The sequence below is a fragment of the Streptomyces bugieae genome (assembly GCF_036352915.1).
In the GTDB taxonomy this organism is placed as follows: domain Bacteria; phylum Actinomycetota; class Actinomycetes; order Streptomycetales; family Streptomycetaceae; genus Streptomyces; species Streptomyces endophytica.
On sequence record NZ_JAZBJP010000002.1, the window covers coordinates 476091 to 489420 of the forward strand.

14 protein-coding genes are annotated in these 13330 nt (G+C 71.0%); 8 read left to right on the forward strand and 6 right to left on the reverse strand.

What is annotated here, in order from left to right:
- Positions 1-153 precede the first annotated feature (153 nt).
- The 3 genes from V2J85_RS07335 (at position 154) to V2J85_RS07345 (ending at position 3216) form a co-directional block, all read left to right on the forward strand.
- Positions 154-1002, forward strand: a complete 849-nt coding sequence (locus tag V2J85_RS07335) for a MerR family transcriptional regulator (RefSeq protein WP_330820976.1) — start codon at positions 154-156, stop codon at positions 1000-1002.
- A 153-nt stretch (positions 1003-1155) separates the two neighbouring features.
- On the forward strand, positions 1156-1917 hold the full coding sequence (locus V2J85_RS07340; protein ID WP_330820977.1) for an SOS response-associated peptidase: 762 nt from the start codon (positions 1156-1158) through the stop codon (positions 1915-1917).
- 141 nt (positions 1918-2058) lie between these two features.
- Positions 2059-3216 carry a permease gene (locus V2J85_RS07345; RefSeq protein WP_330820978.1) on the forward strand — a complete coding sequence of 386 codons (1158 nt, stop codon included), beginning with the start codon at positions 2059-2061 and terminating at the stop codon, positions 3214-3216.
- Positions 3217-3260: 44 nt separating this feature from the next.
- On the opposite strand, the gene V2J85_RS07350 is transcribed toward V2J85_RS07345, so the two are convergent.
- Positions 3261-3851: a hypothetical protein gene (locus tag V2J85_RS07350; RefSeq protein WP_330820979.1), complete on the reverse strand. Its 591-nt coding sequence runs from the start codon at positions 3849-3851 to the stop codon at positions 3261-3263.
- Between the two features lie 420 nt (positions 3852-4271).
- Here V2J85_RS07350 and V2J85_RS07355 point away from each other — a divergent pair, with 420 nt between their 5' ends.
- Complete coding sequence (locus V2J85_RS07355; protein WP_330820980.1) at positions 4272-5765, forward strand: hypothetical protein; 1494 nt, start codon at positions 4272-4274, stop codon at positions 5763-5765.
- Positions 5766-5858: 93 nt separating this feature from the next.
- On the opposite strand, the gene V2J85_RS07360 is transcribed toward V2J85_RS07355, so the two are convergent.
- The 4 genes from V2J85_RS07360 to V2J85_RS07375 form a co-directional block, all read right to left on the reverse strand.
- The gene (locus tag V2J85_RS07360; protein ID WP_261957683.1) at positions 5859-6245 is read right to left on the reverse strand and encodes a hypothetical protein; all 387 of its coding nucleotides are present in this window, start codon (positions 6243-6245) and stop codon (positions 5859-5861) included.
- Between the two features lie 80 nt (positions 6246-6325).
- Complete coding sequence (locus tag V2J85_RS07365) at positions 6326-7081, reverse strand: SDR family oxidoreductase (protein WP_330821422.1); 756 nt, start codon at positions 7079-7081, stop codon at positions 6326-6328.
- A gap of 159 nt (positions 7082-7240) precedes the next feature.
- The gene (locus tag V2J85_RS07370; protein ID WP_330820982.1) at positions 7241-8152 is read right to left on the reverse strand and encodes a helix-turn-helix transcriptional regulator; all 912 of its coding nucleotides are present in this window, start codon (positions 8150-8152) and stop codon (positions 7241-7243) included.
- Between the two features lie 285 nt (positions 8153-8437).
- Positions 8438-9364 carry an MBL fold metallo-hydrolase gene (locus tag V2J85_RS07375; protein WP_330820983.1) on the reverse strand — a complete coding sequence of 309 codons (927 nt, stop codon included), beginning with the start codon at positions 9362-9364 and terminating at the stop codon, positions 8438-8440.
- A gap of 213 nt (positions 9365-9577) precedes the next feature.
- Between V2J85_RS07375 and V2J85_RS07380 the strand changes: the two genes are divergently transcribed.
- The 3 genes from V2J85_RS07380 to V2J85_RS07390 are packed head-to-tail and all read left to right on the forward strand — an operon-like array spanning position 9578 to position 11822.
- Positions 9578-9817 carry a hypothetical protein gene (locus V2J85_RS07380; RefSeq protein ID WP_261957680.1) on the forward strand — a complete coding sequence of 80 codons (240 nt, stop codon included), beginning with the start codon at positions 9578-9580 and terminating at the stop codon, positions 9815-9817.
- On the forward strand, positions 9801-11240 hold the full coding sequence (locus V2J85_RS07385) for an amidase (RefSeq protein ID WP_330820984.1): 1440 nt from the start codon (positions 9801-9803) through the stop codon (positions 11238-11240). Before V2J85_RS07380 ends, V2J85_RS07385 begins: the two co-directional genes overlap by 17 nt.
- A gap of 9 nt (positions 11241-11249) precedes the next feature.
- Positions 11250-11822: a TetR/AcrR family transcriptional regulator gene (locus tag V2J85_RS07390; RefSeq protein ID WP_261957678.1), complete on the forward strand. Its 573-nt coding sequence runs from the start codon at positions 11250-11252 to the stop codon at positions 11820-11822.
- A gap of 35 nt (positions 11823-11857) precedes the next feature.
- Here V2J85_RS07390 and V2J85_RS07395 read toward each other — a convergent pair whose 3' ends face one another.
- Positions 11858-12253: a tautomerase family protein gene (locus V2J85_RS07395; RefSeq protein ID WP_261957677.1), complete on the reverse strand. Its 396-nt coding sequence runs from the start codon at positions 12251-12253 to the stop codon at positions 11858-11860.
- Between the two features lie 166 nt (positions 12254-12419).
- Between V2J85_RS07395 and V2J85_RS07400 the strand changes: the two genes are divergently transcribed.
- Positions 12420-13307 carry a LysR family transcriptional regulator gene (locus tag V2J85_RS07400; RefSeq protein ID WP_330820986.1) on the forward strand — a complete coding sequence of 296 codons (888 nt, stop codon included), beginning with the start codon at positions 12420-12422 and terminating at the stop codon, positions 13305-13307.
- The last annotated feature ends 23 nt before the right edge of the window (positions 13308-13330 follow it).

A 13330-nucleotide genomic window follows, 5' to 3' on the forward strand; every position in this document is an offset into this window, starting at 1 on the left:
CGATGCGGCAATTTCCCCCCCGCGCTCGGGCGCACGGTCAGCCGGCCAAGCGGGCGGTCGCGGATGTGAGGCGGATAATCAAGGGCGGCGACGGCCTCCCGGTCGCCTCGCCATCGCTTGGGCTCGCTCTCGGCGACGTGAGACGCTGAGCCGATGCAGAGCGACGCCCACGAGCCGCAATCGGCCCTCCCCACCGCAGGCGCCGAGCCGATCGGCCCCGAGGGCCTCACCGTTGGCCGGGCGGCTGCGCTGGTGGGGGTCAGCGTGAAGACGCTGCACCACTGGGACGCGATCGGCCTCGTACGCCCGAGCGGCCGCACCTGGGCCGGCTACCGGGTCTACTCGGGCGACGATGTCTCCCGAATTCACCGGGTCCTGGTGTACAGGGAACTTGGGATCCCGCTCGCCGAAATCGGCCGGATCCTGGACGACCCCACTACCCAAGCGCGTGACCACCTGCGCCGGCAGCGGTCACAACTCGTGGAGCGCATCACTCGCATGCAGAAGATGGTCGACGCGGTCGATCGCATGCTGGAGGCATCCAGGACGGGGATGCGATTGACTCCGGAGCAGCAGGTCGAAATCTTCGGTGCCGACTGGCAGCCCGCCTGGGTGGAGGAGGCCGAGGAACGCTGGGGCGAGAGCGCGCAGTGGGCGCAATACACCGAGCGGGCCGCCGAGATGACACCGGAGGACTGGAAAGGGGTCGCGGCCACGACCGAAGCCCTGAACGCAGACCTCGGTGCCGCGTGCCGCGCCGGCGTCGCCCCGGGCTCCGACGACGCGAATGCCCTCGCGGAACGCCACCGCGCGCTGATCTCCACGTACTTCGACTGTCCTCACGCGCGGCAGGCGTGCATCGGGCGGTTGTACGTCAGCGAACCCGGCTATGCCGAGTACTACGACGCGATCGCCCCGGGCCTGACCGTATGGCTGCGCGACATCATCTTCGCCAATGCCAAGACCCACGGCGTCGACCCGGAATCCGCGACCTGGGAGTGAGCGCAGTACGAGCGGACAGGCGTCCCGCAGACGGCGCAGACCCGCCCGGCCCCATGCGACTCATTGCTGACGCCGCCGCCCGGTTCACATTGAGGACCAAACGCCACATCCCAGAGCGCGCGCCCCAGACGGCGCACATGTCACAGTGGGGGTATGTGCGGTCGATACGTTGCCACGCGCAGTCCGCAGGATCTGGCCGGGCTGTTCCACGTCAGCCGGTGGAACCCGGAGCAGCTGCTGGCGCCGAGCTGGAACGTCGCGCCGACCGATGACGTGTGGGCGGTGCTGGAGCGCCCTGATCGCGGGACGGGCGAGGTGGAGCGGCAGCTGCGGGCGCTGCGGTGGGGGCTGGTGCCGTCCTGGGCGAAGAGCGTGGACGTCGGCGCGAAGATGATCAATGCCCGGATGGAGACCGTCCACGAGAAGCCGGCCTACCGCCGTGCCTTCGCCAAGCGCCGCTGTCTGCTGCCCGCGGACGGCTTCTACGAGTGGCAGGCGGTCCCCATGGAGGGGAGGGCCAAGCCCCGTAAGCAGCCGTACTTCATCAGCCCCGAGGACGGTCAGCCGATGGCGATGGCGGGACTGTACGAGTTCTGGCGCGACCCGGACGTGGCCGACGACGATCCGGCGGCGTGGTGGACGACCTGCACCATCATCACCACCGACGCCACCGATGCGGCCGGCCGGGTCCACCCGCGCATGCCGCTGGCCATCGCCCCCGCGCACTACGACGCCTGGCTCGACCCCACCCACCAGGATCCCGAAGAGCTCCGCACCCTCCTGACCACCCCGGCGGACGGGCACCTCAACGCCCGCGCGGTCTCCCCCGCGGTCAATGACGTCCGCAACAACGGACCCCACCTCCTGGAGGACGCACCGGCCGACCCGAGTGGCTCGGGTGGCCCGGATACGTGACGTACAGCGGGCCGGCGACCACAGGTCCGGCCCGCTGTACGCAAGGCCGAGTCCAGCCGCCGGCCACCCGCCACCGGCAAGCCCGCCACGTCAGCCGTGTCGATCGCCCCCGTCCCGTACTGCCGCGGGAAGGCTTCAGGGATGGTCCACTCCGTACTGCATGCGCTGTCGATCGCCGGTTCCATGACCTGGGAGATCACCTGGGCCCTGATCCTGGGCTTCGCCCTGTCCGCCGTGGTCCAGGCGGTCGTCCACAAATCCACCGTGGTCTCACTACTGGGCGATGACCGGCCCCGCACCCTCGCGCTCGCGGCCGGCCTGGGCGCGGCGTCCTCCTCCTGCTCCTACGCCGCGGTGGCACTGGCCCGCTCCCTGTTCCGCAAGGGCGCGCACTTCACCGCCGCGATGGCCTTCGAGATCGCCTCCACCAACCTGGTCATCGAGCTCGGGGTGATCCTCGCGCTGCTCATGGGCTGGCAGTTCACGGCCGCGGAGTTCGTCGGCGGTCCCGTCATGATCGTCGTGCTGGCCGTGCTGTTCCGCCTGCTGCTGCGTGACGGGCTCCTGCGGCAGGCGCGCGAGCAGGCCGAACGCGGCCTGTCCGGCGCCATGGAGGGTCACGCCGCGATGGACATGTCCGTACGGCGCAAGGGCTCCTTCGCCCGGCGGCTGCTGTCCCCGGAGGGCGCCACCGCCACGAGTCACGTCTTCGTCATGGAGTGGGCGGCGATCCTCCGGGACCTGGTGCTCGGCCTGCTCATCGCCGGTGCCATCGCCGCCTGGGTCCCGGACGCGTTCTGGCGCAGCTTCTTCTTCGAAGGCCATCCGCTGGCCGCCAAGCTGTGGGGGCCGGTCATCGGCCCGCTGGTCGCGATCGCCTCGTTCGTCTGCTCGATCGGCAACGTCCCGCTCGCGGTCGTGCTGTGGAAGGGCGGCATCAGTTTCGGCGGCGTCGTCTCGTTCATCTTCGCGGACCTGCTGATCCTGCCGATCCTCAACATCTACCGGAAGTACTACGGCGCCGGGATGGCCCTCTTCCTCCTCGGGACCTTCTACCTCGCCACCGTCCTCGCCGGCTACGCCGTCGAGTTCGCCTTCGGCGGCCTCGGCCTCATCCCCGACCAGTCCGACGCCGAGGTCCCCATGGAAGGCGTCACGTGGAACTACACCACCTGGCTCAACATCGTCTTCCTCGTCCTGGCCGCCGCCCTCCTCATCCGCTTCTTCCGGACCGGCGGACGCGACATGCTCCGCATGATGGGCGGAGCTCCCGGTCCCGGCCCCGGCCACCATGGCTGACAGAGTGACGAGTACACGCTGGCCGGCCCGGACGGCTTCGCCGCTCAGTGCCGACTGCTGAGGAAGCCTATGGCGACCGCTCCCCACCAGCACAGCTGAGATACCGCCGCGGTGGCGGCGCCCCACAACAGGGTCCGGGGCCTCAGCGCCGGCACCTCCGGGTGCGCGATGGCCGCGGGGCCGGCCAGGCGCCGGGCGAGGACTCGGGCCTGCAGACCGTTGAGGGTGAGGACGAGGACGAGGGCCAGCTTGGTGCGGGTGAGGGCGGAGCCGAGGTCGGGGTGGAGCAGGGCGCCGCTGCCGACCAGGCCCGCGAGGCCGGACCAGACCGGTGTGTGGAGCCGGTCGGCCGTGGTGAGCGCCTCGGTGAGGGTGCATCTGCCGGTCAGCCACAGCAGACCGTAGTAGTCGATCACCAAGACCGCGCCGAACCCCAGCGCCATGGAGGCCAGGTGGACGAAGAGGGCCGCCGTGTGCAGAGCCGGGTCGGGGTGCAGGTGGGCGGAGGCCCACAGGCAGGAGGTGAGGGTGAGGACGGCCAGGAGGCCCGCGGCGCCGACGGCCCACCACGAGTCGTGCGGCCGCAGCCGTGGGGGGCGATCTGCGGCGGTGGTGGCGGCGGACAGCGATGGCACGTCGAGCTCCAGGCGAGAAGGGCAAATAACGAAGGCAAGGCTTACCTAAGGTACTGCGGATCAGTCAACGCCAGAGGGCCGCGGAGAGACCGCACCACCCAAAGCGTGGCCGCGCCGAGACCTGGCCGAGATCTGACCTGCCGGCAGCTGCCGCAGGCGCCTGACCTGCGGGCGGGGCACCACCCAGGCTACGCAGCCCCTTCCCTCCATGGCCGGTATGTCCATTCCATCCACCTGGGAGTCCGGTGCCTCGGAGTCCGGTGCCTGGCGATCCCGTGCCTGGGAGTCCTTCACCTGGGAGTCCTTTGCCTGGGAGTCCTGTGCCCGGAGAGCCGTCAGCTCAGCACCTGACATCGGTCACCTCAGCCGGCTTGACCTGCGAGAACGGTCACTGTCAGTGGTCGCCCCTACAGTGTTCGCATGGTGCCTGAGACACAGCCGGAGAACTCCCCCCAGCAGCTGCTTCAGCAGTGGATCGGCGATCTGCCGTATCAGCTGCTGCTGTTGGAGAAGGTGCATCTCGGCAGGAGCGTTCCCTTCGACTACTCCCCCGAGTCGCTGGAGACTCTGGAGGCTCGTCTGCTGGAGCACCACGACTCCGTTCAAGAGCCCGAGAGGCGGGCGGAGTTCGTGCGGAGTGCGATGGCCTATCTCGGCGAGGTGCTGCTCGGCACGGCGGGCGGTGGTTGGGGCTGGAACACCCGGCCGGTCGACGATCGTCCGGGGCAGCCGGTCGTCTGGCCGGACCCGGATCTCCAACTCTCGCCCATTGCACCGAGGTTGCTGATAGCGCACGCCCTCCGGGTCCGTACCGGGACCGCGTTCGCCCATGAGGTGGAGCGACTGCGGGAAGCGGTGTCCGCGCTGCAGGAGGCGGTTCCGGGGTGGAAGCCGGTCAAGGAGCACACCCCGCGCGTGGACCCCACGGTGCCGATGCCGGAGGACCCGGTGCTGACGGCCTGGCTGGACGAGCGGAGCAAGGAACTCTCCGCCTGGGCGGAGGACGCGTTCAACGGAGCATGGCGGTGGAATTTCCACCCCGACACGTTGGACTGGTTGGAAACCGTCGTGCGGCAACGGTTCGCCACGGCGGAGGAGTTCGATGCGGCCCGGGATGAGCCGTTCGTGCAGGGCGCCTGCTGGTACATGGGTGAGGTGATCCGCCGCATCAAGGGGGCGGTGTGGCAGTACATCCCGTTCGATCCGGACGCCGACCCCGGGGCCCCGGGGTCGCGGGAGAGTCCGTGGACCGAGGTGCCCTTCATCGACCAGCCGGACAAGCGGGTCGGGGGTGCGGCGATTCCGCTGGGGTGCCTGCGTGAGCTGTTCCTTGAGGAGGAAAGCCTCCGGGACGTGCTGATCTGGTTCAGGGCGACCTCGTACGCGCACGTGGGGGCGCTGCTGGCGCGGATGGGCATGGTGTCGCAGGAGAAGGTCGACAGCGTCCTCGTCGAGTACGCCGACTTCGCGCACGACGAGCTGCCACCCCATGAAGTGCCGGACACACTCAAAGCGTTCGGTGTGGCGATATCGGCTCACGGGGACGATGTCGACGACCTCGAAGGGAGCTATGCGCGGATCCTGGCGGAGGCCGAGGCGCTCACCGAGGGCGCGGTCACCATCACCGACGTCCAGCTGCGCGAGGACGAGAAGCTCGGCGAGGTCCTGGAGTTCAGGCGCAACGGCGTCCTGGTGACCCAGCAGACCGAGCACGAGTCGGATGACTACCTGGACCACCTGGCGATCATGGAGTTCATCGAGCACGTCGATCCCGACCCCGAGGTCGACCCACGCCGGTTCCACCTGGTCCAGTTCGTGCGTATCCGGGACAGCAACTACGACACGCATTACCTCTTCGCCACGCCCGAACAGGCGACCGTACTGGAGAAGCAGCTCGGCCTGGAACTGCGCTGAACGGCCGGACCTCCACGGGCAGCCGGCACCTCCACGGCCGCCCGCGAACGTCTCTGGCGACCGGAGCCCCGGCGCTACGGCCTACGTGGTGAACTACCGCGAGTGCAGACGGAGTTGCAACTCCTGCTCCTGGTCACCGGAGGACGATCCGACGTCCTGGACGGTGAATGTGCGGGCCAGGCCCGCGTGCAGGCGGTGGACCGCGCGGTAGCCGCCCTGCAGGGTGACGGTCACCGGCTCGGCCAGCCGGCGCGGCTCCACCTCGGCGGGTGCCTCCGATACGTCAACGGACGCCGCCCATACCGTCGGCTTCGCTCCCGGTGAGCCCCGAGGCACGTCCTCGGTCGACCGGTTGGAGGTGAACAGCGCGTTCAGTGCGCCGAACACCGCATGGGCGTCCTCGGCACGGCAGTCGGTGACCTCCACCTGGACCTGGGCCGCCTGCTCACGGGCCTGCCCGCTCGCCTCTGGGTCCCTCACGTCGTCTTCCCACCTCTCCTCGTACGGGGAACCGTCGTGCCGGTGCGCGTACCCGATCCCACCCCACCTACAACGGGGGGTCAGCGTTGTTTGGCGGGGCGGATGACGAGCTCGTTGACGTCCACGCCCGGCGGCTGGCCGATCGCGTAGGAGATGGCGTCGGCGATGCCGCTCGGCGGGATGGAGTCCGCGCGGTACGCCCGCATCGCCTCCCGAGCGGCCTCGTCGGTGATCGAATCGGCCAGCTCGGACTCCACGACGCCTGGGGAGACCGTGGTGACACGGATGCTCGGGTCGAGTTCCAGGCGGAGGCCCTCGGTGAGCGCCCAGGCGGCGTACTTCGTGGCGCAGTAGACGGCCCCCGTCGGCACCACCTGGTGGGCGCCGATCGAGGCGACCGTGATGAAGTGGCCGCTGCCCTGGCGTTGGAAGTAGGGCAGGGCGGCGGCGATTCCGTGGAGGAGGCCGCGGACGTTCACGTCGATCATGCGGTCCCATTCGTCGGCCTGGAGGGCGTCGAGGCGCGAGAGCGGCATGATTCCGGCGTTGTTGACGATGACGTCGATCCGGCCGTGCCGTTCGGCGGCGGCCTCAGCGAAGCTGGTGACGTCCGCGCGGTCGGTCACGTCGAGGCGGCGCACATCGGCCCTGCCGCCCGCGGCCTCGATCTCCCGCGCGATCTCGATCAGTCGGTCCTCGCGGCGGGCGCCGAGGACCACCTGGTGCCCCTCGCGGGCCAGGCGTTGCGCGGTGGCGCGGCCGATCCCGCTGCTCGCGCCGGTGATGAGGACGACTTTGGCAGGGGTGGACGTGGTGGCGGGGTCGGGCGCGGGCATGGTGATGGTGGCCTCCGGGGCGGTGGTAGCGGCTTGGGGCTGTGGCTGTGACGTGGTCACGCTGTTCTCCTGAGTGGGGGTGGTGGGGCGGCGCGCGGGCACGGCGGCATGGCGCATCGGCGGCGTCCGTCAAGGGCCGATGCGCGGAAGGAACCGCAATCAGCGCGTGCGCGGGTCCCCGTCGGCGACGCGATCGGCCACGGGCTCGGCGACGGGATCGGCCGCGGCGTCAGTGGCGGCGCCGGAAGCGGCGGTGAGACTTCCCAGCAAGGAGAGGGCCTCCTCGGACCGGCTGGACGGGGCGGCCTGGTAGACGACGAGTTGCTGGCCGGGGGCGCTGTTCACGGTCAACGACTCGTAGTGCAGGGCGAGTTCGCCGACCAGTGGGTGGTGGAAGCGTTTGGTCTCGTGGGTCTTCCGGCGGATGTCGTGGCGGGCCCAGAGGCGGCGGAAGGTCTCGCTCCTGACCGACAGCTCGCCGACCACCTCGATGAGGCGGGGGTCGTCGTATTCGGTGTCGACGGCCGCGCGCAGGCCGGCAACGGTATTGGCCGCCACCCGGTCCCAGTCGGGGTAGAAGTCGCGGGCGTCCGGGTCGAGGAAGACCAGCCTGACCAGGTCCCCGCTGTAGGTGTGGCCGTCGAACAGGGCCTCCCCCAGGGAGTTGGCGGCCAGTACGGTCAGGCAGTGGTCCAGGACCACGGCGGGGGTGTGCGGCCAGGCCGCCATCATGCGCAACAGGTGGGGGCTGACCTGCCCGCGCCGGGCGGGCCGGTGGCGTCGAGCGGAGGACGGGCGGGCGAGCCGGTGCATATGCGCGGCCGCGTCGTCCTCCAGCTCCAGGGCCCGGGCCAGTGCGTCGACCACCTGGGCCGAGGGGTGGCACTCGCGGCCCTGTTCCAGCCGTACGTAGTAGTCGGTGCTCACACCGGCGAGCCGCGCCACCTCCTCGCGCCGCAGCCCGGCCACGCGGCGGCGGGCGCCCGCCGGTAGGCCCAGGTCCTCGGGCCGGAGCAGCTCGCGGCGGGCCCGCAGGAAGCGCCCGAGGAGGTTCTCCGTGTCGATCTCCATGGCATCGAGGCTAGGCCGGAAGCCGGGGGCGCACGACCCCGGAAGGTGGGCGTACCACTCCCACCTTCCGCTCCTCTGAACGCCCCCGCGACAGGGACCGCGATGGCGATGCCCGTCGGAGTACGGCAGTTGTCAGCCGGCTTCGGGCACCGGATCGGCTTCCCCCGATCCGCTGCGCCCCGCTTCGGCTTCACGAACGCCAGGGCCGGAGGGTGCGGCAACTCATCTACCGGCTGCGTCGGTACGGGCCAGAGCTCTTCGACGCACTGCCGTGCTCGCGACGGGTCAGGACGAAGCCCCAGGGACGGGCCGCAGGCGGTAGGTGCCCCCCTCCGCGGTGACGAGGCCGGCGGTCGGCGGGGGGAAGTGGCTGCCCAGGAGCAGGGTTTCGGTGTCGGCGAGCGAGGCGAGCAGTTCGCGGCGGCTGTGGATGGCCTGGGCGGGGTCGATGTCCACGCAGCTGGTGATGGCGGGGCGGTGCAGCTGGACGGGGTGGTGGACGCAGTCACCGGTGATGACGGCCGAGTGGGCACCGCTGTGGAGTTCCACGGCGACCTGACCCGGTGTATGACCGGGAGTGGGCCGCAGGCGGATGCCGGGGGCCACTTCGCCGCCCGCGGCCGGGACGTCGACCAGGTCGAGCAGCCCGGCGTCCCGCACCGGGTGCACCGAGTCCCGGAACATCTGCCGGCGCGGCTCGTCCATTTCGACGCCGGCCCAGTAGTCCCACTCGGCGCGTGCGACCAGATAGCGGGCGTGGGGGAAGGTCGGGATCCAACTCCCGTCGCGCTCGAAGGTGTTCCAGCCGACGTGGTCGGTGTGCAGATGCGTCAGGATGACCAGGTCGACGCTTTCGGGCGCGAAGCCCGCCGCGGTGAGTCGTCGGAGATAGGGGGTGTCCAGGTGGTCCCAGGCCGGGTTGGCGCGGGTCTTGCCGTTGCCGATGCCGGTGTCGACCAGCACCCGCAGGCCGTCCGCCTCGATCGCGAAGCTGTGGCTGGCCAGCTGCAACGCGCCGTCGGACGTGGCGAAGTCGGGTCGCAGCCAGGGGGCGTCATCCACCACGTCGGGAATGGCGTCGGGCAGCAGCCAGGCACCGGTCGGCGGCGGGAGTTCGGTCTCGTCGACACGGTGCACCAGCAGATCGCCGACGGCCCAGGCCGGCCCGGATCCGTGGGTGATGGCGTGCGGGGGCGGCGTGAACTGATGCATGGCTTCTTCCCTCGGCCCTCTTCAGCTAAAGCAGTTTCTTTGCGTTAGTCGCACGGTATGCCGTACGGTCCACTAACGCAAATATTTAGCCTTAGTGGCCCCTCGGCGCCGATACCGTGCGGCACCGGCCACACCCGCACACCGGCGCCCCACACCCTCACACCCCGGGCACTCACGCCCACACACTCACACCCCAGGAAGGGATGTTCCGCAATGACCACCGAAGATCTCTCCCCGCAGGAGGCGGCCCGTTGGGCCCTGCGGGCGGGCCTGCCCGTGGAACCTGGACGGCTCGACGTGATCGCAGCCACGGCGAACCACATCCAGCACGTCCTGCGCCCGCTCCGCGACCTGGACCTGTCGGACGCCGCCCCGGCCGCCACCCGGCCGACCCTCACCCACCCGTCGTCCCGCACCCCCGGAGAGGAGCAGGCAGATGCGCTTGCCGTATGAACTCTCGCTCGCCGATGCGGCGCGGGCGATCGCCGCTCGCGAGCTCTCGCCGGTGGACCTGACCGACTCGGTCCTGGAGCGCATCGCGGAGGTGGAGGGCGATCTCGGGGCCTATGTCACCGTGTGCGCGGACGAGGCCCGGAAGGCCGCCGCGCAGGCCGAACGGGACATCGCGGCGGGGCGACACCGCGGACCGCTGCACGGAATCCCGATGACCCTGAAGGACCTCATCGACGCCGCCGGGCTGCCGACGACGGCCAGTTCCCGGGTGCGCGCGCACCACACGGCCCGCAAGGACAGCACCGTCGCGGCACGCCTCCGCAGCGCCGGGGCGGTGCTGCTGGGCAAGACCCACACCCATGAATTCGCCTACGGACTGACGACGCCTCAGACGCGGAACGCCTGGGCCGCCGACCGGGTGGCCGGTGGTTCCAGCGGCGGCTCGGCGGTGGCGGTCGCGGCGGGTGAGGCGACCTTCGCGCTGGGGACGGACACCGGCGGCTCGATCCGCGTCCCCTCCGCCCTGAACGGCGTCGTGGGGCTCAAGCCCACCTACGGGCTCGTCCCCGTGGACGGCGTCACGCCACTGTCCTGGTCCCTGGACCACGTCGGCCCGATCACCCGCACGGTGCGCGACGCGGAGCTCGTACTCGCCGCCCTCACCGGTCACCACCCCACGGAGGGGCCCGCCCGCACGGACGAGAGCCTGGCCGGCCTGCGCGTCGCCGTTCCCCGCACCTACTACTTCGATCGGGTGGCACCCGAGGTGGAAGTGGCCGTCCGCCGGGCCATCGGTCAACTCGCGGCCCTCGGCGCCGAGTTGACCGAGATCGACATTCCGATGACCGAGTACGTCCAGGCCACCCAGTGGGGCGTCATGGTGCCCGAGGCCACCGCCGCGCACGAACAGACCCTGCGCACGTCCCCGGAGCTGTACGGACCCGACGTCCGCGTCCTGCTGGAGGCGGGCGGGCTCGCACCGGCCACCGACTACCTGCGCGCCCAGCGGGCCCGGACCCTGATGCAGGGTGCCTGGGCGCGGCTGTTCGACGAGGTCGACCTCATCGCCGCGCCGACCGTGCCCTGCACGGCCGTCCACCGTGACCAGCAGGAGGTCAGCTGGCCGGCCACCGGAGGCACCGAGAGCGTGTCCGACGCGTACGTCAGGCTGTCGGCCCCGGCGAACCTCACGGGTCTGCCGTCGCTCTCCCTGCCCGTCGGACTCGACGGCGCGGGGCTGCCCATCGGTATGCAGCTCATCGGCCGGGCGCTCGGCGAGGCCACCCTCCTGCGCGCCGGACGCGCCTACGAGACGGCCCACCCGCCCGTCACCCTCCTCGGTCCGGAAGCCGGCCACCGGACACCCGCGTCCACCCCCGTCGCCCCATCCACCCCACCCGCTGATGCAACGATTTTGCGTTAAGCTGGAGGCATGAGTCCCAAACCAGCTGCCCGGCCTGGAGGCCGCAGTGCCCGCGTACAGCAGTCCGTGCACGCAGCGGTGCGCGAACTCCAGGCCGAGCAGGGGCGCGGCGACCTCACCATCCCCCAGATCGCCGCCCGGGCCGGCGTCACCCCGTCGACGCTCTACCGCCGCTGGGGAGACCTCCAGGAGCTGCTCTCGGACGTCGCGGTGGAGCGGCTGCGGCCCGAGGCACCTCCGGCCGACCACGGGAACCTCCGCGCGGACCTGGAGCACTGGGCCGCCGCCTTCCTGGAGGAGATGTCGTCCCCGCCGGGCCGCTCGTACATCCGCGACGCCCTGGCCGGCGATCCGGACGGCAGCAACTCCGGGCAGTGCTCCGCCTACGCCGTCGACCAGGTGGACACCATCCTCAGCAGGGCCGCGGAGCGCGGTGAACACGTGCCGGACACCGACACCGTGATGGACCACGTCGTGGCGCCCGTGATGTACCGCATCCTCTTCCGCCCGGGGCTCCTCGACCCGCAGTACGCCCGCGACCTGGTCGCCACCGTCCTCTACCGGCTCATGCCGCTGCCCTGACGCGGTGCCGGGCCGCGGGGGTGCCGGGACGCCGGCTACGTGCCTGCCGGCCGGCGGTAGAAGTCGAATTGCGTGATTCCGTGGTAGCCGTAGCTCTCGGGGTGCAGTTCGTGCAGCGCGATGCCGGCCCGGGGCAGCGGGCCGAGGATCTCCGACAGCAGGTCACCGGCCCGGGCGATGAAGTCGGCCTTCTCCGCGGCGCTGTTGGTGCCCAGTGTGAGACTGCCCTCCACGTGTGCGTCACGTTGGCCGCTCAGCGGCTTGCCGTCGACGAAATAACTGCCGGCCGGCACCAGGTTGATCTGGACGATGGTGCGCGCGCTGGACTTGTTCAGGGCCGAGACGGCCAGCTGGGTCAGCCCCTCGGCGAGGGCGCGCTGGACGTCGGCCGGGAGGTCGGGGTCGGGAACGGTGACCCGGAAGTACGGCATGGCAAGCCTCTCCTCTTCGTCTGGGCTCTTCGCCCGGTCTCTGCGTCTGGGTGCTCTGCGCCCTGTGCGCGGCTCTTCGCCGACGCCGGCGCGGCACCCAGCCAGCGTCCCCGACCTGGCACCATAGATCCAACGCATAGCTGTCATACGCATATGAGGCTGACGCATGACTGTGAACCTTCCCCAACTGCGGGCCTTCCTCGCCGTCGTGGACGCCGGCGGCTTCAGTGCGGCCGCCGCGGAGCTGGGCATGAGCCAGTCGGCGGTGTCGCACGCCGTCGCCTCCCTGGAACGCGAACTGTCCGCCCCGCTGCTGGTCCGGGCCACCCCCGCCCGTACCACCGCGCTCGGCGAACGGGTCCTGCCGCACGCCCGCCTCGCCGTGTCCGCGGCCCGGTCCGTGGAACAGATCGCGGCCAGTGCCACCGAGACCATGTCCGGCATCATCCGGCTGGCCGCCACACCGGCGGTCTGCCAGGGGCTGGTCCCCCGCCTGCTCCGGCACTGGCGCGAGGACCAACCGCGCATCACGGTCCGGGTCTTCGAGGGGGACAGCGCCGAGGCCACCACCTGGCTGGACGACGGAACGGCCGATGCCGCCATCCTGATCGATCCGGAGCCCGGCCCCGGCATCCAGCTCGCCGTGGACGGGTACCGCGCCCTGTTGCCCCGGGACCACCCCCTGGCGGGCGAGCCGGCCGTGGACATCCGCGACCTGGAGGACGACCAGTTCCTGATCTCACCCAACGGATGCGAGGCCCGCGTCCGCACGATCCACAAACTGGCCGGGCTGCGCTTCGACCCCACTCACCGGGTACGCGACCTGGCGACCCTGATCAGCATGGTGCAGGCCGGCATCGGCGTGACGATCCTCTCCGAGGTCTCCCGCACCCTCGTCCCTCCTGACCTGGTCCTGCTGCCCCTGACGCCCGAGACCTCGCGCCGCCTCGTGCTGACCGGCCCGCAGGCCCGCCCCTGGCACCCCGCGCTCCGCACCCTGGCGGAGTCGGCCGCCAACCACCTGGCCCGTACCACGTCCCAGTCAAACGTCTAGCGGACGTCTGCGGCCCCCCTGGA

Excerpts from the sequence above, each read along its gene's own strand:
- V2J85_RS07335 (WP_330820976.1), top strand. The coding sequence starts at position 154 with ATGCAGAGCGACGCCCACGAGCCGCAATCGGCCCTCCCCACCGCAGGC.
- V2J85_RS07340 (WP_330820977.1), top strand. The coding sequence starts at position 1,156 with ATGTGCGGTCGATACGTTGCCACGCGCAGTCCGCAGGATCTGGCCGGG.
- V2J85_RS07345 (WP_330820978.1), top strand. The coding sequence starts at position 2,059 with ATGGTCCACTCCGTACTGCATGCGCTGTCGATCGCCGGTTCCATGACC.
- V2J85_RS07355 (WP_330820980.1), top strand. The coding sequence starts at position 4,272 with ATGGTGCCTGAGACACAGCCGGAGAACTCCCCCCAGCAGCTGCTTCAG.
- V2J85_RS07365 (WP_330821422.1), bottom strand. The coding sequence starts at position 7,081 with ATGCCCGCGCCCGACCCCGCCACCACGTCCACCCCTGCCAAAGTCGTC.
- V2J85_RS07370 (WP_330820982.1), bottom strand. The coding sequence starts at position 8,152 with ATGGAGATCGACACGGAGAACCTCCTCGGGCGCTTCCTGCGGGCCCGC.
- V2J85_RS07375 (WP_330820983.1), bottom strand. The coding sequence starts at position 9,364 with ATGCATCAGTTCACGCCGCCCCCGCACGCCATCACCCACGGATCCGGG.
- V2J85_RS07380 (WP_261957680.1), top strand. The coding sequence starts at position 9,578 with ATGACCACCGAAGATCTCTCCCCGCAGGAGGCGGCCCGTTGGGCCCTG.
- V2J85_RS07385 (WP_330820984.1), top strand. The coding sequence starts at position 9,801 with ATGCGCTTGCCGTATGAACTCTCGCTCGCCGATGCGGCGCGGGCGATC.
- V2J85_RS07390 (WP_261957678.1), top strand. The coding sequence starts at position 11,250 with ATGAGTCCCAAACCAGCTGCCCGGCCTGGAGGCCGCAGTGCCCGCGTA.
- V2J85_RS07395 (WP_261957677.1), bottom strand. The coding sequence starts at position 12,253 with ATGCCGTACTTCCGGGTCACCGTTCCCGACCCCGACCTCCCGGCCGAC.
- V2J85_RS07400 (WP_330820986.1), top strand. The coding sequence starts at position 12,420 with ATGACTGTGAACCTTCCCCAACTGCGGGCCTTCCTCGCCGTCGTGGAC.